Origin of the sequence: Collinsella sp. AF33-16 (assembly GCF_003475325.1) — a bacterium.
Lineage (GTDB): Bacteria > Actinomycetota > Coriobacteriia > Coriobacteriales > Coriobacteriaceae > Collinsella.
In genome coordinates this window covers 118917-135673 of record NZ_QRQC01000002.1, presented here as the reverse complement: position 1 = coordinate 135673, position 16757 = coordinate 118917, and the positions used below count along the sequence as shown (strand labels likewise).

General features: G+C 60.9%; 10 protein-coding genes. 5 read left to right on the top strand and 5 right to left on the bottom strand.

Going from position 1 to position 16757, the window contains the following annotated elements; translation table 11 throughout:
• Nucleotides 1-235: 235 nt before the first annotated feature.
• A complete protein-coding gene (locus tag DWZ52_RS01660; protein WP_118384752.1) occupies nt 236-3532 on the top strand; it encodes a 4-alpha-glucanotransferase in 3297 nt (1098 codons plus the stop codon).
• Nucleotides 3533-3620: 88 nt separating this feature from the next.
• Nucleotides 3621-3857: an FmdB family zinc ribbon protein gene (locus DWZ52_RS01655; RefSeq protein ID WP_118384751.1), complete on the top strand. Its 237-nt coding sequence runs from the start codon at nt 3621-3623 to the stop codon at nt 3855-3857.
• A gap of 140 nt (nt 3858-3997) precedes the next feature.
• On the opposite strand, the gene DWZ52_RS01650 is transcribed toward DWZ52_RS01655, so the two are convergent.
• From DWZ52_RS01650 to gltX, 5 genes are all read right to left on the bottom strand, one after another.
• On the bottom strand, nt 3998-5398 hold the full coding sequence (locus tag DWZ52_RS01650) for an RsmB/NOP family class I SAM-dependent RNA methyltransferase (RefSeq protein ID WP_118384750.1): 1401 nt from the start codon (nt 5396-5398) through the stop codon (nt 3998-4000).
• The gene (gene fmt / locus DWZ52_RS01645; protein WP_118384749.1) at nt 5395-6315 is read right to left on the bottom strand and encodes a methionyl-tRNA formyltransferase; all 921 of its coding nucleotides are present in this window, start codon (nt 6313-6315) and stop codon (nt 5395-5397) included. The genes DWZ52_RS01650 and fmt overlap by 4 nt, the downstream gene beginning before the upstream one ends.
• Before the next feature lie 327 nt (nt 6316-6642).
• Entirely contained in the window at nt 6643-7179 is a 537-nt protein-coding gene (gene def / locus DWZ52_RS01640) for a peptide deformylase (RefSeq protein WP_118384748.1), read from the bottom strand.
• A gap of 18 nt (nt 7180-7197) precedes the next feature.
• Entirely contained in the window at nt 7198-9651 is a 2454-nt protein-coding gene (gene priA / locus DWZ52_RS01635; protein ID WP_118384747.1) for a primosomal protein N', read from the bottom strand.
• Between the two features lie 211 nt (nt 9652-9862).
• Nucleotides 9863-11338 (bottom strand): glutamate--tRNA ligase, encoded by a 1476-nt coding sequence (gene gltX, locus DWZ52_RS01630; RefSeq protein ID WP_118384746.1) that lies wholly within the window; start codon nt 11336-11338, stop codon nt 9863-9865.
• Nucleotides 11339-11622: 284 nt separating this feature from the next.
• Between gltX and metK the strand changes: the two genes are divergently transcribed.
• From metK to DWZ52_RS01615, 3 genes are all read left to right on the top strand, one after another.
• Complete coding sequence (gene metK, locus DWZ52_RS01625) at nt 11623-12903, top strand: methionine adenosyltransferase (RefSeq protein WP_118384745.1); 1281 nt, start codon at nt 11623-11625, stop codon at nt 12901-12903.
• 311 nt (nt 12904-13214) lie between these two features.
• Nucleotides 13215-14822 carry an L-serine ammonia-lyase, iron-sulfur-dependent, subunit alpha gene (sdaAA, locus tag DWZ52_RS01620; protein WP_118384744.1) on the top strand — a complete coding sequence of 536 codons (1608 nt, stop codon included), beginning with the start codon at nt 13215-13217 and terminating at the stop codon, nt 14820-14822.
• Nucleotides 14823-14962: 140 nt separating this feature from the next.
• Nucleotides 14963-16696, top strand: a complete 1734-nt coding sequence (locus DWZ52_RS01615; RefSeq protein WP_118384743.1) for a L,D-transpeptidase — start codon at nt 14963-14965, stop codon at nt 16694-16696.
• Nucleotides 16697-16757 lie beyond the last annotated feature (61 nt).

Genomic DNA, 16757 nt, shown 5'->3' with positions numbered 1-16757 from the left:
AGATCATTCAATTCGTCGTAGTAAATCGCAGTACTTTTGTTTGGCTACAAATAGTATCGGTATAGGCGTTTTTAAATATCGCGATAGTTTGGATGGTAAAACGATTTTCTAGGACAACCGTTCGCCGATGGTAAACGGATGTTGTTTATACAGCCTGCGTACAACAGATATACTTACATCCTGTGCGTAAAACCCATGGCCCGCTGGCCATGATTGTATAGAACTGGACCGTACTATGAGATTGATTCACAACAGCCGTCTGCCGCAGTTTCGCACTCCGTTTGGCGCTGTGACCACTGGAACTACCCTTTCGCTCTCCGTGATTCTGGAGGATGCCGACCCCAATCAGGCAACGCTTACGCTGCGTACCTGGGTCGATGAGGTCGGTGAGTCTCGGTATCCCATGACGCACGAGGGCGACGGCATATTTACCGTAGAGCTTGAGTGCACCGAGCCCTGTCTTATCTGGTACAGCTTTATCTGCAATATTGAGGGCCAGCCCGAGGTTCGCCTGGGCGCGCCGCAAGGTCGCACCGGTGGCGAGGGCGTAACCTACGACTACGCCGAGGTTCCGTCCTTCCAGATTACCGTCTATAAACACCGCGAGAACCGCCCCGCCTGGTACGAGCGCGGCATGGTCTACCAGATCTTCCCCGATCGCTACGCCCGAGATGAAAACTGGCGCGAGCGCACGCTGGCCGAGGTCGAAAAACCACGCAACGGAATCCAGCGCCGCATGGTCGAGGACTGGAACGAGCCGCCCGTGTACGAGCGCGCCGAAGACGGCTCCATCAAAACCTGGGACTTCTACGGCGGGTCGCTCAAGGGCATCCAGGAAGACCTGCCTCGCATCGCCGAGCTGGGCTTTACAGCCATCTACCTCAACCCCATTTTTGAAGCCGCGAGCAACCACCGCTACGACACGGCCGACTACACCAAGATCGACCCGATCCTGGGCACCGAGCAGGACTTTACCGAGCTGTGCCAGGCGGCCGAGAAGCTGGGCATCTCCATCATTCTGGACGGCGTCTTTAACCATACGGGTGACGACTCGATCTATTTCAACCGCTACGGCAACTACCCCGGCGTGGGCGCGTGGCAGAGCGAGGATTCGCCATGGCGCGATGCGTTTTATTTCCACAAGGACGGCTCATACGACTGCTGGTGGGGCGTGGGCAATATGCCCGCCATCAATGAGAGCTCTGAGCTGGTACGCGAGCGGCTCCTGGGCAAGGACGGCGTGATCCGTAAATGGCTACGTGCCGGCGCTCATGGCTGGCGCCTAGACGTGGCCGACGAGCTTTCCGATGACTTCCTGGCCGAGATCAAAAAGGCCGTGCTCGCCGAGAAGCCTGATGCACTGTTGCTCGGCGAAGTCTGGGAAGACGCCTCCAACAAGATCAGCTACGGCCATCTGCGCCGCTATCTGCAAGGCTCCGAGCTGGACTCTGCTATGGATTACCCCTTCCGCGACATGGTCATCGGCTTTTTGATGGGCTACAAGAACGCCTACCAGGCAGCCGAGGATATCGAAACCCTGCGCGAGAACTATCCCCGTGAGGCCCTGTCCTGCGCACTTAATCTGCTTTCAAGCCACGACCGTCCGCGCATTATCTCGGTGCTCGGCGGCGGCCCCGACGAGTCGCAGCTGCCCGAGTGTGAACGCAGCAAATGGCGCCTGGACGAGAACTCGATGGGCCTGGCCAAGAGCCGTTTTTGGCTCGCCACGCTCATGCAGATGACTTTCCCCGGCGTGCCTTCGATCTACTACGGCGACGAATACGGCCTGGAGGGTCTAACCGATCCGGGCAACCGCCGCACCCTGCCGACCAAGGACCAACTGCACGACTTCGACACACTGGCTATTGTCAAAAACGCCTCCGCCGTACGCCGCGCACTGCCGTTTATGATCGACGGCGAGATCAAGGCCTTCGCGCTCAACGACGAGGTGCTGGCATACAACCGCACGGGCAAGGATGGCGAGTCCGCGACGGTTATCATCAACCGTAGTCTGCGCAATTCGCACCGCGTGACGATTCCGGCGCTCGACGAATGCGCGAGTGACGTGATCAGCGGTCACGAGTGCGAGATCCACAACGGCACGGTCACGCTCGATTTGTATCCGCTGGGCTCGTCGATCATCTATCACCATGCCGAGCAGCGCTTGCAGGAGCCGCTCGATCACGGCGCGGGCGTTGTGTGCCATATCACCTCGGTACCGACCGATGACGGCAAGCCCGGCACGATCGGCGCACCCACGCGTCGCTTTATCGACCATCTGTCCGCTATGGGCATGCGCTACTGGCAGGTCCTGCCTGTCAACCCAACGGACTTCTTCCGCTCCCCTTACGCCGGGCCTTCGGCCTTTGCGGGCAATATTGACCTGCTGCCCGAGAGCCACGAGGAGCTGGCGGCCGACTTTGAGACTTGGAAGGCACGTGGCGGCGAAGATGCCGATCCGCTCTACACCGCGTTTAAACATCGCAACGCCGATTGGCTCGAGAAATACTGCGTCTACATGGCCGTTAAGAAGTACTTTAAGGGCGAGTCGCGCCACGATTGGCCGACGGATGTCGCGCGCTACAACGAGCACCTGATTGACGACAAGCGTTTCCACGACGAGGCAGAGCTGCAGGCGTACATGCAGTACCGCTTTGACCTAGCCTGGTGCGAGCTCATGAACTACGCGCACAAGAAGGGCATCGAGGTCATCGGCGATATCCCGATGTATGTCTCGGACGATTCGGCCGATGCATGGAGCGAGCCCGAGAACTTCTGGTTGTCCGATACCGGCAAAGCGATTGAGATTTCCGGTGCGCCGCCCGACAACTTTGCGCCCGAGGGCCAGGTGTGGGGCAACCCGACGTTCCGCTGGGGCCACATGAAGCAGAACGGCTACCGCTGGTGGATGGACCGCCTGCGTCGCGCGTTCTCGCTCTACGACCGTGTGCGCCTGGACCACTTCCTGGGCTTCCATAGCTACTTTAGTATCCCCGCGGGCAAGGCTTGCGCCGACGGTCGCTGGCTGGCGGGCCCGGACAAGGACCTGTTTCAGACCGCCTACGACGAGCTAGGTCCGCTCAACTTTATCGCCGAGGACCTGGGCTATTTGACGCCCGGTGTTCGCGCCATGGCTTCGACCTGCGGTTTCCCCGGCATGGACGTGCTGGAGTTTAGCGACTACGACGTTCGTTGCGGTGTGCATCCCACGCCCGGCAAGATTCTGTACACCTCGACGCACGATACGTCGACGCTGGCCGGTTGGTGCACGCGTTCCTTTGCGGGTGGCGACGTGCCGAGCGGTGTTGAGGTGGCGTCCAAGCTGATGAGCGACGCGCTGGCAAGCGACGCTCCCCTGGTGATGATGCCGCTGCAAGATGTCTTGGGGCTGGGCGACGACGCGCGCATGAACGTTCCGGGCGTGGCCACGGGCAACTGGACCTGGCAGGCTGACGAAACCGATGTTGCGGCCGCCGAGGGCAAAACTTCGCAGCTCCTGCGCAACACCCATAGATTCTGGGGCGAAGCGTGATAAAACCCCCGATATAGGGTACAGTTACAGCTGTTTGAATTTTTGCGGGCAGAGCGATCTGCCCGCTTTGTGCTGAAAAGGAAGTATTATGGCGCGCTACGATTACAAGTGCTCGAGCTGCGGCAACGTGTTCGAGGTTGAGCATCCCATGTCCGAGACCCCCGAGGTCCTATGCCCGAGCTGCGGTGCCCCGGCGGTCAAGACGTTCTCGGCCAGCGGTATTAAATTTGAGGGCAGCGGTTTCTACAACACCGACCAGCGAAGCGGTGGCTCCAGCACCAGCGCCACAAACGGCTGCTGCGCCAACTGTCCGCATAACCACTAGAAACCAACCAACCCCGCGCCAACACCAATCGCGGGGCTGATTCTTTAGCTGCCCAGGTTTCCTTATGAGTTGCGGTGAAATAAGGACTGTTTGGCGGGCAGAAGCCGCTATTCAATCCCTATTTCACCGCAACTTAGTCGTTACTTGTGGACCAGGCGGGCGCAGAAGTGGCCGTCGTAGGAGTCAGCGTTTACCGGCACGCTTTGGAAGAGGCCACGGTCGTTTTGACGGACGGCTACCAGCTTCTTGGCCTGCTCGAAATCGGGCAGTTGCAGGATCTGCGCCTCGGAGAGCGGCTCCAGGCTAAAACCGGTACCCTCGGGAGAGTTTAGGAAAGCATCCACGACCTGCGTGTTCTCTTCGTCAAAGACCGAGCACGTCGCATAGATGAGCTCGCCGCCAGTAGCCACGCGCGCGGCAGCCTCTTTGAGCATCGTCAGCTGCAGTTTGGGCAGCTCAACCGTCACATCCTTTTCGGTCAGACGCCACGGAATCTCGGGATGACGGCGCATAGTGCCGGTGCCAGAGCACGGCGCGTCGATAAAGACCGTGTCGAACTTAACCGGCTCGCCAAGCATGGCATCAAATGATGTGAGCACCTCATCAAGCTCGCAAGCATCACCCGAAACCGTACGAACGCCCTGAATGCCGGCCTTATGCAGGCGAGCGAGATTCAGATCGCACTTGCGATCATGCAGATCGAGCGCCGTATGCTGACGCTCATAGCCCGCACGCTTGGCCTGGCACATCATCACATAGGTCTTGGTGCCACGACCAGCACCAATCTCAAGGCAGCTACCAGGGCGCGTGGCAGCTGTGGCGATAAGTTGCGCGTTGAGATCAGATGCCACCGCGGCAGCACGCTCAAACACACCCGAAGCAACGGTAACCTGGGCATCAACCGGGGCATGGCAGCCCGGGAACACGGGTGCCACAAACTGCGAAATATACGGATCGAGCTTAGTCGCAAAGGCGTTCTCATGCAGGGCCAGCGGCGCGGGGGCCAGATTGCCGGCAAAGTTAAGCGCACCCTCGGGCGTGTCAAACGACGCCATAATGCGAGCGCACAGCCAGCGAGGAAGACCCATAAGGCGCGACAGACGAACCAAGCGTCGCTCGGACTCATCCATGTCGGATGCCGTGGCAAAGTCCTCAACATTGTCCGCAACCTTATGCAGTACAGCATTGGCCAAGCCGGCGGCGGACTTAGCACCGCAACGAACCAGTTCAACACCCTGACTTACGGCAACACGGCCCGGCGTATGCAGGTAGAGCATCTCGAAGGCCGAGATACGAAGCGCCATGCGAACGCGCGGCGCAACCTTTTTGGGCTTATCGAGAAACTGATCGAGCAGCTCGTCCAAAACACCCTGCGTGGCGGCAACACCGAGCGCCAAGCGAGCGGCAAACGCAGAATCGCGCTGGTCAATGGCCTTGGCGGAAGCACGGGAAGACAACACGTCGCGCGCATACATGCCACGGCGATCGGCCTCCATCAGCACATCGAGCGCAAGCTTGCGCGCGGGAGACAGCTTGCTCATGACAAAACACCCCACGAAAGATCGGCACCCTGCAGGCCAGCAGCCCAAGCAGAAGCGACCATAGCACGCTTGCCATCAGGCTTAACCTCGAGCAACTCAACCGAGCCATCGGAAAGGCCAAGGTAAACACGCTTAGTCTGAACGAGAACCTGACCCTCGCCAAGCGACACATCAGCCGCCGCAGCATCGAGCACACGCACGGTCTTGCCGGCAATCACGCAACGAGCAGGCGCGGTATCGGATGAGGCCAGCACATGACGCACGCAATCAAGCGCCGACATTTGCGGATCCAAGCGCATCTCCTGCTTAGAAATCTTGGCAGCATGGGTAACGAGCGCCTCGTCCTGTTCGATCCACACGGCGATGCCATCGGCAAGAGAAGGAAGCATATCGGCAAGCAGTTTGCCGCCGAGCTCAGCGAGCTCCATAGTCAGCGCCTCGGCATGCTTACCGGCAACCGAGGTCGAGGCCTGCGCACAATAGGCGCCGGTATCCACGCCATGCCCAATGCGCATAATAGAAACGCCGGCGACCTCGTCACCAGCAAGAATGGCACGCTGAATAGGAGCAGCCCCACGCCAACGAGGCAGCAGCGAAGCATGAACATTCACAATACCAAGCGGCGCCATATGCAGCACCTCATCGGGCAAAATGCAGCCATAAGCAGCTACACAGAAAATGTCAGCCCGGGCAGCCTGAAGTGCCTCAACAACCTCAGGCGTCATACGATTTGCCTCAACAACCGGCAACCCCAGCTCAAGCGCCTTAGCCTTAACAGGAGACGGCTCAAGCTTCTTACCACGCCCACGAACAGCATCGGGACGAGTAACAACAAGCGCAATCTCATTCCCAGCCTCCACAAGCGAAGTCAGCGAAGGCACAGCAAAATCAGGCGTACCCATAAACACAATACGCATAAAGAACGTCTCCTCTCAACCAAAGCCGAGACGGCTACAAAGAACAGCGGAAAGCCAAGTCACCAGTCCATCCGCAATAACAATTCAACAAGAACAAATATACCCAAAACCAAAGAAAGAGCCGCAATAAAAGCAGCTCTTTCAGCAAAGCACCCATCAGCGAAGACGCCCATCCCTGGCCCGACGGCACCCGGGCGAACCGAGCCAGAACAACGCAGTCCCCGGTGCTGAGCGCCCACATATCGTCCCGCGCGCAGTTTCGCAGCAAAGCGAGAATGTTTGAGCACGGGATGATATGTGGGCGCTCAGCACCGGGGACGGTGGGACCTACTCCGTCTCGCCCGGTCGAGCGCCGCGGGCCAGGGCGTCCTGGTACTCCTTGACGGCCTTGAGCCTCTGCATGGGCTTAAGGCGCTCGAACATGGTGTTGCCGTGCAGGTGGTCGATCTCGTGCTGCAGGCACACGCAGAACAGATCGCCCGAGGCCTCATAACGAATCAGGTTGGCGTCCAGATCATACGCCTCGACGACGACATGGTCGGGACGCTCAATCTCGCAGCTAATCCCGGGGATAGACAGGCAGCCCTCGCTAAACGGCACCAAATGGTCACTCTGCTCAACAATGACAGGGTTGATGAGCACGTACGGGTCGTAGTCGTTCTTGTCGCTGTAGTCGCAGTCGATGGTGACGAGCTGAATAAGCTCGCCGATCTGCGGAGCAGCCAGGCCGCAGCCGCCGTTCTCGAACATCATCTTCTTCATCTTCTCGGCAAGCGCCTCGATCGCCGGGGTGATCTCCTCGATGACGGCGCACTCCTGGCGCAAACGAGGGTCGGGCGACAGTACGATTCCGTTGGCTTCCATGGCCATCCTTTCAGGTTGTTACATCAAATCATAGGCGTCGACGTCAACGCTCACGCTCACGCCGCGCACAGAGCCCACCTCTTTGAGGCAGGCGTCGATATCATCAGAGACATGGTACCCCGCAGGCGACTTCACAAGCAGATGGAAGCGGTAACGGTCCTTGGCTCTCTCGATTACACACGAAGCCGGGCCCAGCACCTGGGGCACGGCGCTCCCCGCCCGCAAAAAGTCGGGCGCGGCGGCATGCCAGCGGCGCTTAAGAAGCTTTGCAATGCGCCCAATGTAGTCCTGCGCGTCGTCTCGGTTCGCCGACCACACCAAAATGTTGACCAGACGCACGAACGGTGGATACAGGGCTTCGCGGCGCTGGTCCAGGTCGTAGTCGGTAAAGATCGAACGGTCGTGCTTAGCGACGGCGCGAATAACCGGATCCTCGGGCAGGTAGGTCTGGATGATGACCTCGCCGGGACGATCGCCGCGACCGGCACGGCCCGCGACCTGCTCCAGCAGATCGTAGGCGCGCTCCCCTGCTCTAAAATCGGGCATCTTGAGGGCAAAGTCGGCATTGACCACGCCCACGAGCGTGACCTCGGGAAAATCGAGACCTTTAGCGATCATCTGGGTACCCAGCAACACGGCGCAATCCGCCGCATCGAACTGCTCGAGCAGCTTTTTGTGCGCATCCTTGCCACGCGTGGAATCGGCATCCATGCGAATAATGGCGACGTCCTCGGGAAGCAACTGGTGCAGTGCGTCCTCGATCTGCTGCGTGCCCAGGCCCATTTTTGCCAGGTAGCGACTGCCACATTTGGGGCAACGGCTCGTGGGCGCGGGATACGGCTGCACGCGCCAAGACGAACCGCATGTGTGACACTGCAGCGTGTGTGTGCGCTCGTGATACGTAAGCGCTGTGGAGCAGTGGTTGCAGGTGGGGACGCAGCCGCACTCGCGGCACATCAGGAATGGCGCAAAGCCACGGCGGTTATGCAGCAACACGGCCTTCTCGCGGCGCTCGACCACACGCTCCAATCCCTCCATCAAGGGTTTTGAGAACATGGAGCGGCTGCCGTGTGCGAACTCGCGACGCAGGTCGGCAATGCGGACCGTAGGCAGCACGGCGTGTCCGGGGCGCTCGGGCATCTCGACACGCGTCCAGGTGGCACCGTTATACATGCCGCGGCGGCAGCGGTCGAGGGCCTCGGCAGAAGGCGTGGCCGACCCCAGCACGAGCGGGCAGCGATAGCGGCGCGCCATCTCAGCTGCCACCTCGCGCGCATGGTAGCGCGGACTGGACCCCTGCTTGTAGCTGGTCTCGTGCTCCTCGTCAATGATGATGAGGCCCAGGTCGCCAAGCGGGCAAAAGAGCGCCGAACGTGCGCCGACGACCACGCGGGCCGCACCGCTGGCAACCATATCCCACTGGTCCAGGCGCTCGCCGGCCGAAAGCCGCGAATGGAACACGGCGACCGTCTCGCCAAAGCGCGAACGGAAGCGGCCGACGGTCTGGGCCGTCAGCGAAATCTCGGGCACCAGCACGCAGGCCGAGCGACCGGCTGCGAGCACGCGCTCGATGGCGGAGAGGTAAACCTCGGTTTTGCCGGAGCCGGTGACGCCGTCGACCAGCACCACGTCGCCATGAGCGTCCAGACGGGCGCGCTCAATCTGCGCGAGTGCCTGTTGCTGGCCACTGGTAAGGGAGACCGGCGCTTTGCCGCTTGCCGAGGACAGCGTGGTCTGCTCGCCGCAGCCACGCCAGGCGCGGCGCTCTTCCACCACCACAACGCCGCGTTTTTCGAGCGCCTTGATGGTCGCCGACATGCTGTTATAGAGAAGGTTGAGGTCGCGCGTCGTGACCGGTCCGCACTGGAGCGCCTCGATGAGTTGGCGCTGGCGGACCGCGGTCTTGGGTGGCGTGTAGTCAAAGCCTTCGGGCGTAAGCATCACCCAGCGGTTTTGGATGGGTTTGACGGCTGGACGTTCAACCGTCCACACGCCGTCGTCGCCCTTGACCACACGCGGGCTGCCGCCCGGTGGCAAAAACAGGCGCAGGCACTCGGAAAGCGTCGCGACATACTCGCGGCTCATCCAGCGCGCAATGCGTGCAGCCTCGGCGGTAAAGAGCGGTTTGCTGAGGATGGCTTCGACAGGCTTGATGCGCGAAAGGTCAAGGGCGTTGTTGCCTTGCAGGTCGCCCAGCTCGGGCGCAATATCGACGATGTAGCCTGCGGCGGCACGGTTGCCAAAGTGGACCAGGACCGTCGATCCGACCTGGGCCTCGTTGGCAAGGGACTCGGGAATGCCGTAGGCGAATGGCTCGGACAGCGCTCGGGTAGGAATGTCGAGAACCACGCTCGAGTAGGCAGCGATGGGCTCAGGTGCAGGCTTAGGCTGAGCCGAGGCAGCGGCAGGCATGAGCTTCACCAGAGCCTCCTCCGGTTCCGGCGAACCAAACAGCGACAGTTGTTGAGCCATACACCACCTCTAACGAACGGACTTGAAAGGGCTGGGACAAAATAATCAGTAGTGTTTGTCCTATGGCCGACACGAGTGTCGAGCTTGTTGCGTCGATCGAACATGGGACAAACACTACTGATTATTTTGTCCCAGCAACCCACTCATCGGTACAGAAACAAGAGCCCCGCTCGGGGTGAACGGGGCTCGGATACAAACGTTTGCGCAGCGACTACAGCGCCATCGTGCGGGCGCGGTCGATACGCGCCAGACAGTCGTCACGGCCGACGAGCGCCATGGTCTCGCCCAGCGGAGGGCTCACCATGTTGCCGCAAACGGCGACGCGCACGGCCTGGAACACCACGCGCTTCTTGAGGTCCATCTGCTCGGGAAGCGGCTCAAGCGCGGCGTCAATGTTCGCGGCTGCCCACTCGTCCACGCCCTCGAGCGCGGCCTTGGCGGCGTCCAGGATGGCACCCATGCCTTCCTTGGCCAGGCCCTTGTTGACGGATTTCTCGTCATACTCGAGCGTCTCGGCCGTAGCAAAGATGGGAGCGGCGACGGTCACGGCGTCGGCCGGCATCTTGGTGCGCGGCTTGACGATGGCGGCAAGCGCATCGATCCAATCCTCGCCGTACTCGACGTTGCCCTCGATGAGACCCGCCTCGTGCAGCTCGGGGACCATGATCTCGTCGGCAAACTGGGCATCGGACATGCCGTTGATGTACTCGGCGTTGACCCAGTCGAGCTTCTTGGGGTCGAAGGTCGCAGGGTTCTTGGAGATGCGGTCGAGCGAGAACTTGCTGGCCAGGACATCGCGCGGGATGATCGTGGTCTCGCCGTCGAGCGACCAGCCGAGCAGCGCCAGGTAGTTGACGAAGGCGTCGGAAAGGTAGCCGGCGTCGCGGTACTCCTCCACCGAAGTTGCGCCGTGGCGCTTGGAGAGCTTCTTGCCGTCGGCGCCCAGGATCATGGAGATGTGGGCGAACGTGGGCACGGGCGCGCCGAGGGCCTCGTAGACCATGACCTGGCGCGGGGTGTTGGACAGGTGGTCGTCGCCGCGGATGACATGGGTGATCTTCATCATGGCGTCGTCGACGACGGTCGCGAAGTTGTACGTGGGCGTGCCATCGGAGCGGAAGATGACAAAGTCGTCGAGCTCCTTGGCGTCGAAGGTCACCTCGCCGTGAACGGCGTCGTGGATGACGACGTCGCCGCGGTCCTCGGGCACCTTGATGCGCAGGACGTAGGACTCGCCGGCCTCGATGCGACGGCGGGCCTCCTCGGGATCAAGGTCGCGGCAACGGCGCTGATAGCCCTGGAAGGGGTCCTTGCGCTCCTGCGCGGCCTTGCGATCGGCGTCGAGCTGCTCCTTGGTGCAGAAGCAGGGATAGGCCTTGCCCTCGTCCCAAAGCTTCTGGGCAGCCTGCTTGTACAGGTCCAGGCGCTCGGTCTGGGCGTAGGGACCAAAATCGCCGCCCACCTCGGGACCCTCGTCCCAGTCCAGGCCCAGCCAACGCATGGCGCGCAGGATGATCTGCGTGTTCTCGTCGGTGGAACGGGTGGGATCGGTGTCGTCGATGCGCAGAATGAACGTGCCGCCGTTTGCGCGGGCGAAAGCCCAGTTATAGATAGCGGTGCGGGCGCCGCCGATGTGCAGCTTGCCCGTCGGTGAGGGTGCAAAGCGGACGCGAACGTCTGATGCCATGGAAATCTCCTCGATTGCAGGATGGATGTCTAACCGCATCAGTATAAAGCAACAAAGCAACCTCCGCACAAAGGGCACCGACCTGCTCATTGGGGACAGACTTAAAATGACCATTCTTTGGGCAACCTGTCGGCGCTTAGGTAAGGCTGATTATTTAAGTCTGTCCCCAATGAGTAGGTGCGGAAAGGGTGTGAATGTTTGATTTACGCGCTATGATGTGCCCTTGCATAGAGAGCCCGGCGGAATGGTAACGGTCGCTGGGACACGTTTTTGAAAGGACAATCATGTCAGAAGAACTTCGTTCCATCCCACCCCAACACGGGTCCTTTGTTTTTACGTCGGAGTCGGTGACCGAAGGTCATCCCGATAAGATCGCTGATCAGATCAGTGACGCCGTCCTCGACGCAATCCTCGCCAAAGAAATAGAGCTGCAGGAGCAGGGCTATATTGCGCCCAACGGTGTGCCCGCCAACGTGGAGAACGTCCGCTGCGCCTGCGAGACCCTCGTGACCACCGGCACGGTCATCGTCGCCGGCGAGATTCGCACCCAGGCCTACGTCGACGTACAGGAAATCGCCCGCGGCGTCATCCGCCGCATTGGCTACAACCGCGCCAAGTTCGGTTTTGACTGCGACACCTGCGGCGTTATGAGCCTCATCCACGAGCAGTCGCCCGATATCGCCCAGGGCGTTGACGAGTCCTTCGAGACCCAGACCGGCGCTACCACCGACCCGATCGACCTGATCGGCGCCGGCGACCAGGGCATGATGTTCGGTTATGCCTCCAACGAGACCAAGACCCTCATGCCCATGCCGCACTACCTGGCAAGCCGCCTGGCCGAGCGCCTGGCTGCCGTGCGCCATGACGGAACCCTGCCCTACCTGCGCCCCGACGGCAAGACCCAGGTCACGGTGCGCTACGAGGAAGGCAAGCCCGCGGAGGTCACGACCATCGTCATCTCCACGCAGCACGCCGCCGAGATTGAGGACATGGGCAAGATCAAGGCCGACCTCATCGAGCATGTCATCGCGCCTGTCATGGCTGCCGAGAACATGCCTTGGGACGGCGCCGACATCTACGTAAACCCCACCGGTCGCTTTGTCGTGGGCGGCCCCATGGGCGACACGGGCCTGACCGGCCGCAAGATCATCGTCGACACCTACGGCGGCTACGGCCGTCACGGTGGCGGTGCCTTTAGCGGCAAGGACTGCACCAAGGTCGACCGCTCCGCCGCGTACGCAGCGCGCTGGGTCGCTAAGAACGTGGTGGCCGCCGGCCTGGCCGACCGCTGCGAAGTCGAGCTTGCCTACGCCATCGGCGTTTCCAAGCCCCTCTCAATCATGGTCGACACCTTCGGTACCGCTAAGGTCGCCGAGGACAAGATCGTTGAGGCTGTAGAGAAGACCTTCGACCTGCGCCCGGGCGCAATCATCCGCGACCTAGACCTGCGTCGCCCCATCTACGAAAAGACGGCAGCCTACGGCCACTTCGGCCGCGAAGACGCCGACTTCACCTGGGAGAATACCGACCGAGTCGAAGAACTCAAAGCAGCCTGTGGCCTGTAGGCTTACGAGAAAAGCCACAGCCAAATAGAAACATGCCAAAAAGAGGTACTGGAACAACCGGTACCTCTTTTTTATTAACCGGTGGCGAAGATGAGTCGACATGGGACGCAGAATAGGTTCCCAGCTGATGAATTTTGCAGCAAGCGTGCCCCTACCATGTATCCTAAGTTCCGAGGGCTTTGGTATTTGGTCGATCGCGAGTTCCGCACGAGCCGGAGGCCACTTAATGTGGCCTCCGTGCGAGCCAGGACTGTAGAGCAGGCGACCAAATACCAAAGCCCTCGGAACGACGGGATAGAACAGGAGCGCATATGGCAGGCAAGCCGCAAACACTAGCTACGACCTCGGCATTCGAGATCTTGGGGCCCGTCATGGTCGGCCCCAGCTCATCGCACACCGCTGGCGCCCTGCGCTGCGCCCAAGTTGCCGCCAGCCTGCTGGAAGGCCGCATCACTAAGGTCACCTTTGGCCTGTGGAACTCCTTTGCCCACACCTACCGCGGCCACGGCACCGATCGTGCGCTCGTCGCGGGCATCCTGGGCCTCGACACCGACGACGAGAACATCAAGCAGGCCTTCGACCTCGCACGCGAGCAGGGCCTCGAATATCACTTTGACATCAAGGGCGACGACGCCTCCATCCACCCCAACACCGTCGACATCGACATGGTCGACGACACGGGCGCAACAGCGCAGGTCCGCGGCGAGAGCCTGGGCGGCGGCAAGATGCGCATAAGCCGCATTAACGGCGTCGGCGTCGATATCTCGGGCATGTATTCCACGCTGTTTGTGGCACACCAGGACGTCCCCGGCGTGCTCGCAGCGCTCACCAACCTGCTCGCCTACGCCCATGTGAACATCGCTTTCTGCCGCACCTACCGCACCGAAGTGGGCGGCCAGGCATACTCCGTCTTTGAGACCGATGGCGCCCCCGACGACACCGTCGTCCCTATGCTGCGCAAGCTCGACAATGTCGATTACGCGACCTTTATCGAGCTCCCCGGTTCTGCCTCGTCGCTCTCCCCCGGCGTCTCGGCAAAGGAAATCTTCGACGACGGCGAGCAGCTGCTCGATGCGTGCGCCGAGCTCGGCCTGAATATCGGCGCCGTTATGGCCGTGCGCGAGGCGCGTCTGACCGGCGAGGCCCACGCCGTCGCCGCCATGCGCCGCGTGCTCGACGTCATGCGCGAGGAGACCACGACCCCCATCGTCAATCCGCAGCGCTCGCTCGGCGGGCTTATCGGCGGCGAGGCTAAACTCGTCGATGCCACCGGCCGCAACGATTTGAGCACGAGCCTGATGGGCACCGTTCAAACCGATGCCGTGGCCCGCGCCATGGCCGTGCTCGAGCGCTCGGCCACGATGGGCGTAATCGTCGCAGCTCCGACGGCAGGATCCGCGGGCGTCGTCCCCGGCTGTGTGCTGGCACTCGCCGATCGCCTGCAGCTCGACGACGAGCAGGTCATTGACGCGCTCTACTGCGCAGCCGCCATCGGCCTCAACCTCACCACGAGCGCCTGCGTCGCCGGCGCCGAGGGCGGCTGCCAGGCCGAGGTTGGAAGCGCCGCCGCCATGGCTGCCGCCGCGCTGGTGCAGATGCTCGGAGGCACGCCCGAGCAGGCGCTCGACGCCAGTTCCATCGCGCTGAGTAACCTATTGGGACTCGTATGCGATCCCGTAGGAGGCCTCGTGGAGGTGCCCTGCCAAAACCGCAACGCCATCGGCGTGGCAGCGGCCTTTAGCTCGGCACAACTCGCCCTCGCCGGCATTAAGAGCCTGGTGCCGTTTGACCAGATGGCACATGTCATGCTCTCAGTGGGCCACGCGTTGCCGGCCACGCTGCGCGAGACGGCAAAGGGCGGCATCGCGCAGGCTCCGGCCGCACTTTCGGCCTGTGCAAAATGCGGTGTGTGCGGATAACGGCTAAGAACGACTCAAAGGTGGGACAAATGTCCCAGCTCTTTCGAATGCCACCGTTTCCGTACCACAAACAGCAGGGCAATCGTTATAATGCAAGCCAAGTAAAAACACGATGAACCGCAAGGCGAAAATCGAAGGATATGCATACGATGTCGCAAAACGATCGAACTCAACTGATTCCCGATCCGCAGCAGCCGAGCAGGCACACCGGCGGCGTTCAGTCGCCGCGTCCTATCGCGCCGAGCCACGGTCAGCAGCGTAGTGCAACAAACGCTTCACAACGCCCGAACCAGCAGCGTCAGCAACGTCAGCAGCGCCAGGCAAACGGCAATGCGCCCAAGCAGCCCCCCACGCACGCTCGAGGCGATCGCGGCCCCGCACGCAAACCCGCCGAGAACAATAAGTCGGGCAAAAAGACGACGCTCTTTGTCGTCCTGGGTCTTATCGTCATTGTCTATATCGTAGGCGTCGTAGCGTTTTCCCAGCTAGCATACCCCAACACCACCATCGCCGGCGTCGATGTCTCATTCTCCAACGCTTCGTCTGCCGCCACCAAGGTCAACTCGGCATGGAAGCACTATAAGCTCACCGTGACAGGCGATGACTTTAGCTGGACGTATCAGCCCGAGTCCGATGAGCCCATCGTCGACGGCGAAGCTGCCGCAAAAGAGATCATCAGCCACAACGAAGCCTTTGTATGGCCGGTCCGCCTTGTGGAATCCTTAAGCGGAAAGACCAAAACAACCGCTACCTCCAACGAAGTCGATCTTGATCAAGACGTCGACCTGTCCATGCTCTCCGACACTTTTGACCAAAAGAAGTTTGAGGAGGATCTGGGCGCCGCCATCGACGAGTTTAACGAGAGGCGTTCGGGCACGTTCGAGGCCAATAGCTCCTATGACGAGCAGGCCGGCAAGTTTACCGTCGAGAAGGCGCGCTACAACGAAAAACTCGACCGCGAGCATGTCATTAAGTATGCCGAGCTCGAGCTTGCCTCGCTGTCCGAGACCGTAGACCTTTCCAAGCTCGGCAACGATGCCTATGAGCCGCTCAATGGAACGCTGACCGATGATCAGATTCAGGCCGCATGCGATGCCGCCAACAACTTCCTGGGCGTCAACGTGACCCTCAAGCTCAACGGCGAGGATGCCGGCAAGGTTGATGGCAGCTCCGTGTTGCAGTGGATCAGCTTTGCCGATCCGGCCAACCCCACACTCGATACGTCGCAGATCAGCAGCTGGGCAGCCGAGCTCGCCAACGGCTTCAATACCGTGGGCTCCACTCGCTGGTGGACGCGCGCCGATGGCAAGCAATGCGCCGTCGAAGGCGGCGACTTTGGTTGGTCCATCGACAGCAGCTCGCTCGCCAAGCAGGTCGAGGACGCCATTAACAACAAGCAGACCGGCGAAATCGAGATCAAGTACTCCCAGAAGGCCGACACCTTTACTGCAAAGGGAGAGCCCGACTGGAAGGCATACGTCGATGTCGATCTGTCCGAGCAGCACGCGCGCTACTACGACGAGAGCGGCAATATCGTGTGGGAGGCCAACTTTATCTCCGGCAAGCCGGGAGAGGACGCCACCCCCGAGGGCGTATGGCAGATCAACAGCAACAATGGCGCCAGCAAGCTCATCGGTGCCAAGGACCCTGAGACCGGCAAGCCAAAATACGAGAGCCCGGTCAGCTATTGGATGCCGTTTGAGGGAAACATGGTCGGTTTCCACGATGCAACGTGGCAAAACGACAAGAGTTTCGATAACGCCGAATCGTACAAGTGGTGCGGTAGCCACGGTTGTATCAACCTGCGTCTGGCCGATGCCAAGTCGCTCCACGAGCGCATCAAAGTCGGCCTCTGCGTGGTCGTGCACTCGTAACGCAGCTAACGTCTACAACAAGTAAACAGCACGGCGACAAAACTTACAGTACCGTCATCCG

What these genes read in the sequence shown, in the direction of transcription:
- metK (WP_118384745.1), top strand. Translation starts at nt 11,623, where the DNA reads ATGTCAGAAGAACTTCGTTCCATCCCACCCCAACACGGGTCCTTTGTT.
- DWZ52_RS01615 (WP_118384743.1), top strand. Translation starts at nt 14,963, where the DNA reads ATGCATACGATGTCGCAAAACGATCGAACTCAACTGATTCCCGATCCG.
- def (WP_118384748.1), bottom strand. Translation starts at nt 7,179, where the DNA reads ATGGAAGCCAACGGAATCGTACTGTCGCCCGACCCTCGTTTGCGCCAG.
- DWZ52_RS01650 (WP_118384750.1), bottom strand. Translation starts at nt 5,398, where the DNA reads ATGAGCAAGCTGTCTCCCGCGCGCAAGCTTGCGCTCGATGTGCTGATG.
- DWZ52_RS01660 (WP_118384752.1), top strand. Translation starts at nt 236, where the DNA reads ATGAGATTGATTCACAACAGCCGTCTGCCGCAGTTTCGCACTCCGTTT.
- sdaAA (WP_118384744.1), top strand. Translation starts at nt 13,215, where the DNA reads ATGGCAGGCAAGCCGCAAACACTAGCTACGACCTCGGCATTCGAGATC.
- DWZ52_RS01655 (WP_118384751.1), top strand. Translation starts at nt 3,621, where the DNA reads ATGGCGCGCTACGATTACAAGTGCTCGAGCTGCGGCAACGTGTTCGAG.
- priA (WP_118384747.1), bottom strand. Translation starts at nt 9,651, where the DNA reads ATGGCTCAACAACTGTCGCTGTTTGGTTCGCCGGAACCGGAGGAGGCT.
- gltX (WP_118384746.1), bottom strand. Translation starts at nt 11,338, where the DNA reads ATGGCATCAGACGTTCGCGTCCGCTTTGCACCCTCACCGACGGGCAAG.
- fmt (WP_118384749.1), bottom strand. Translation starts at nt 6,315, where the DNA reads ATGCGTATTGTGTTTATGGGTACGCCTGATTTTGCTGTGCCTTCGCTG.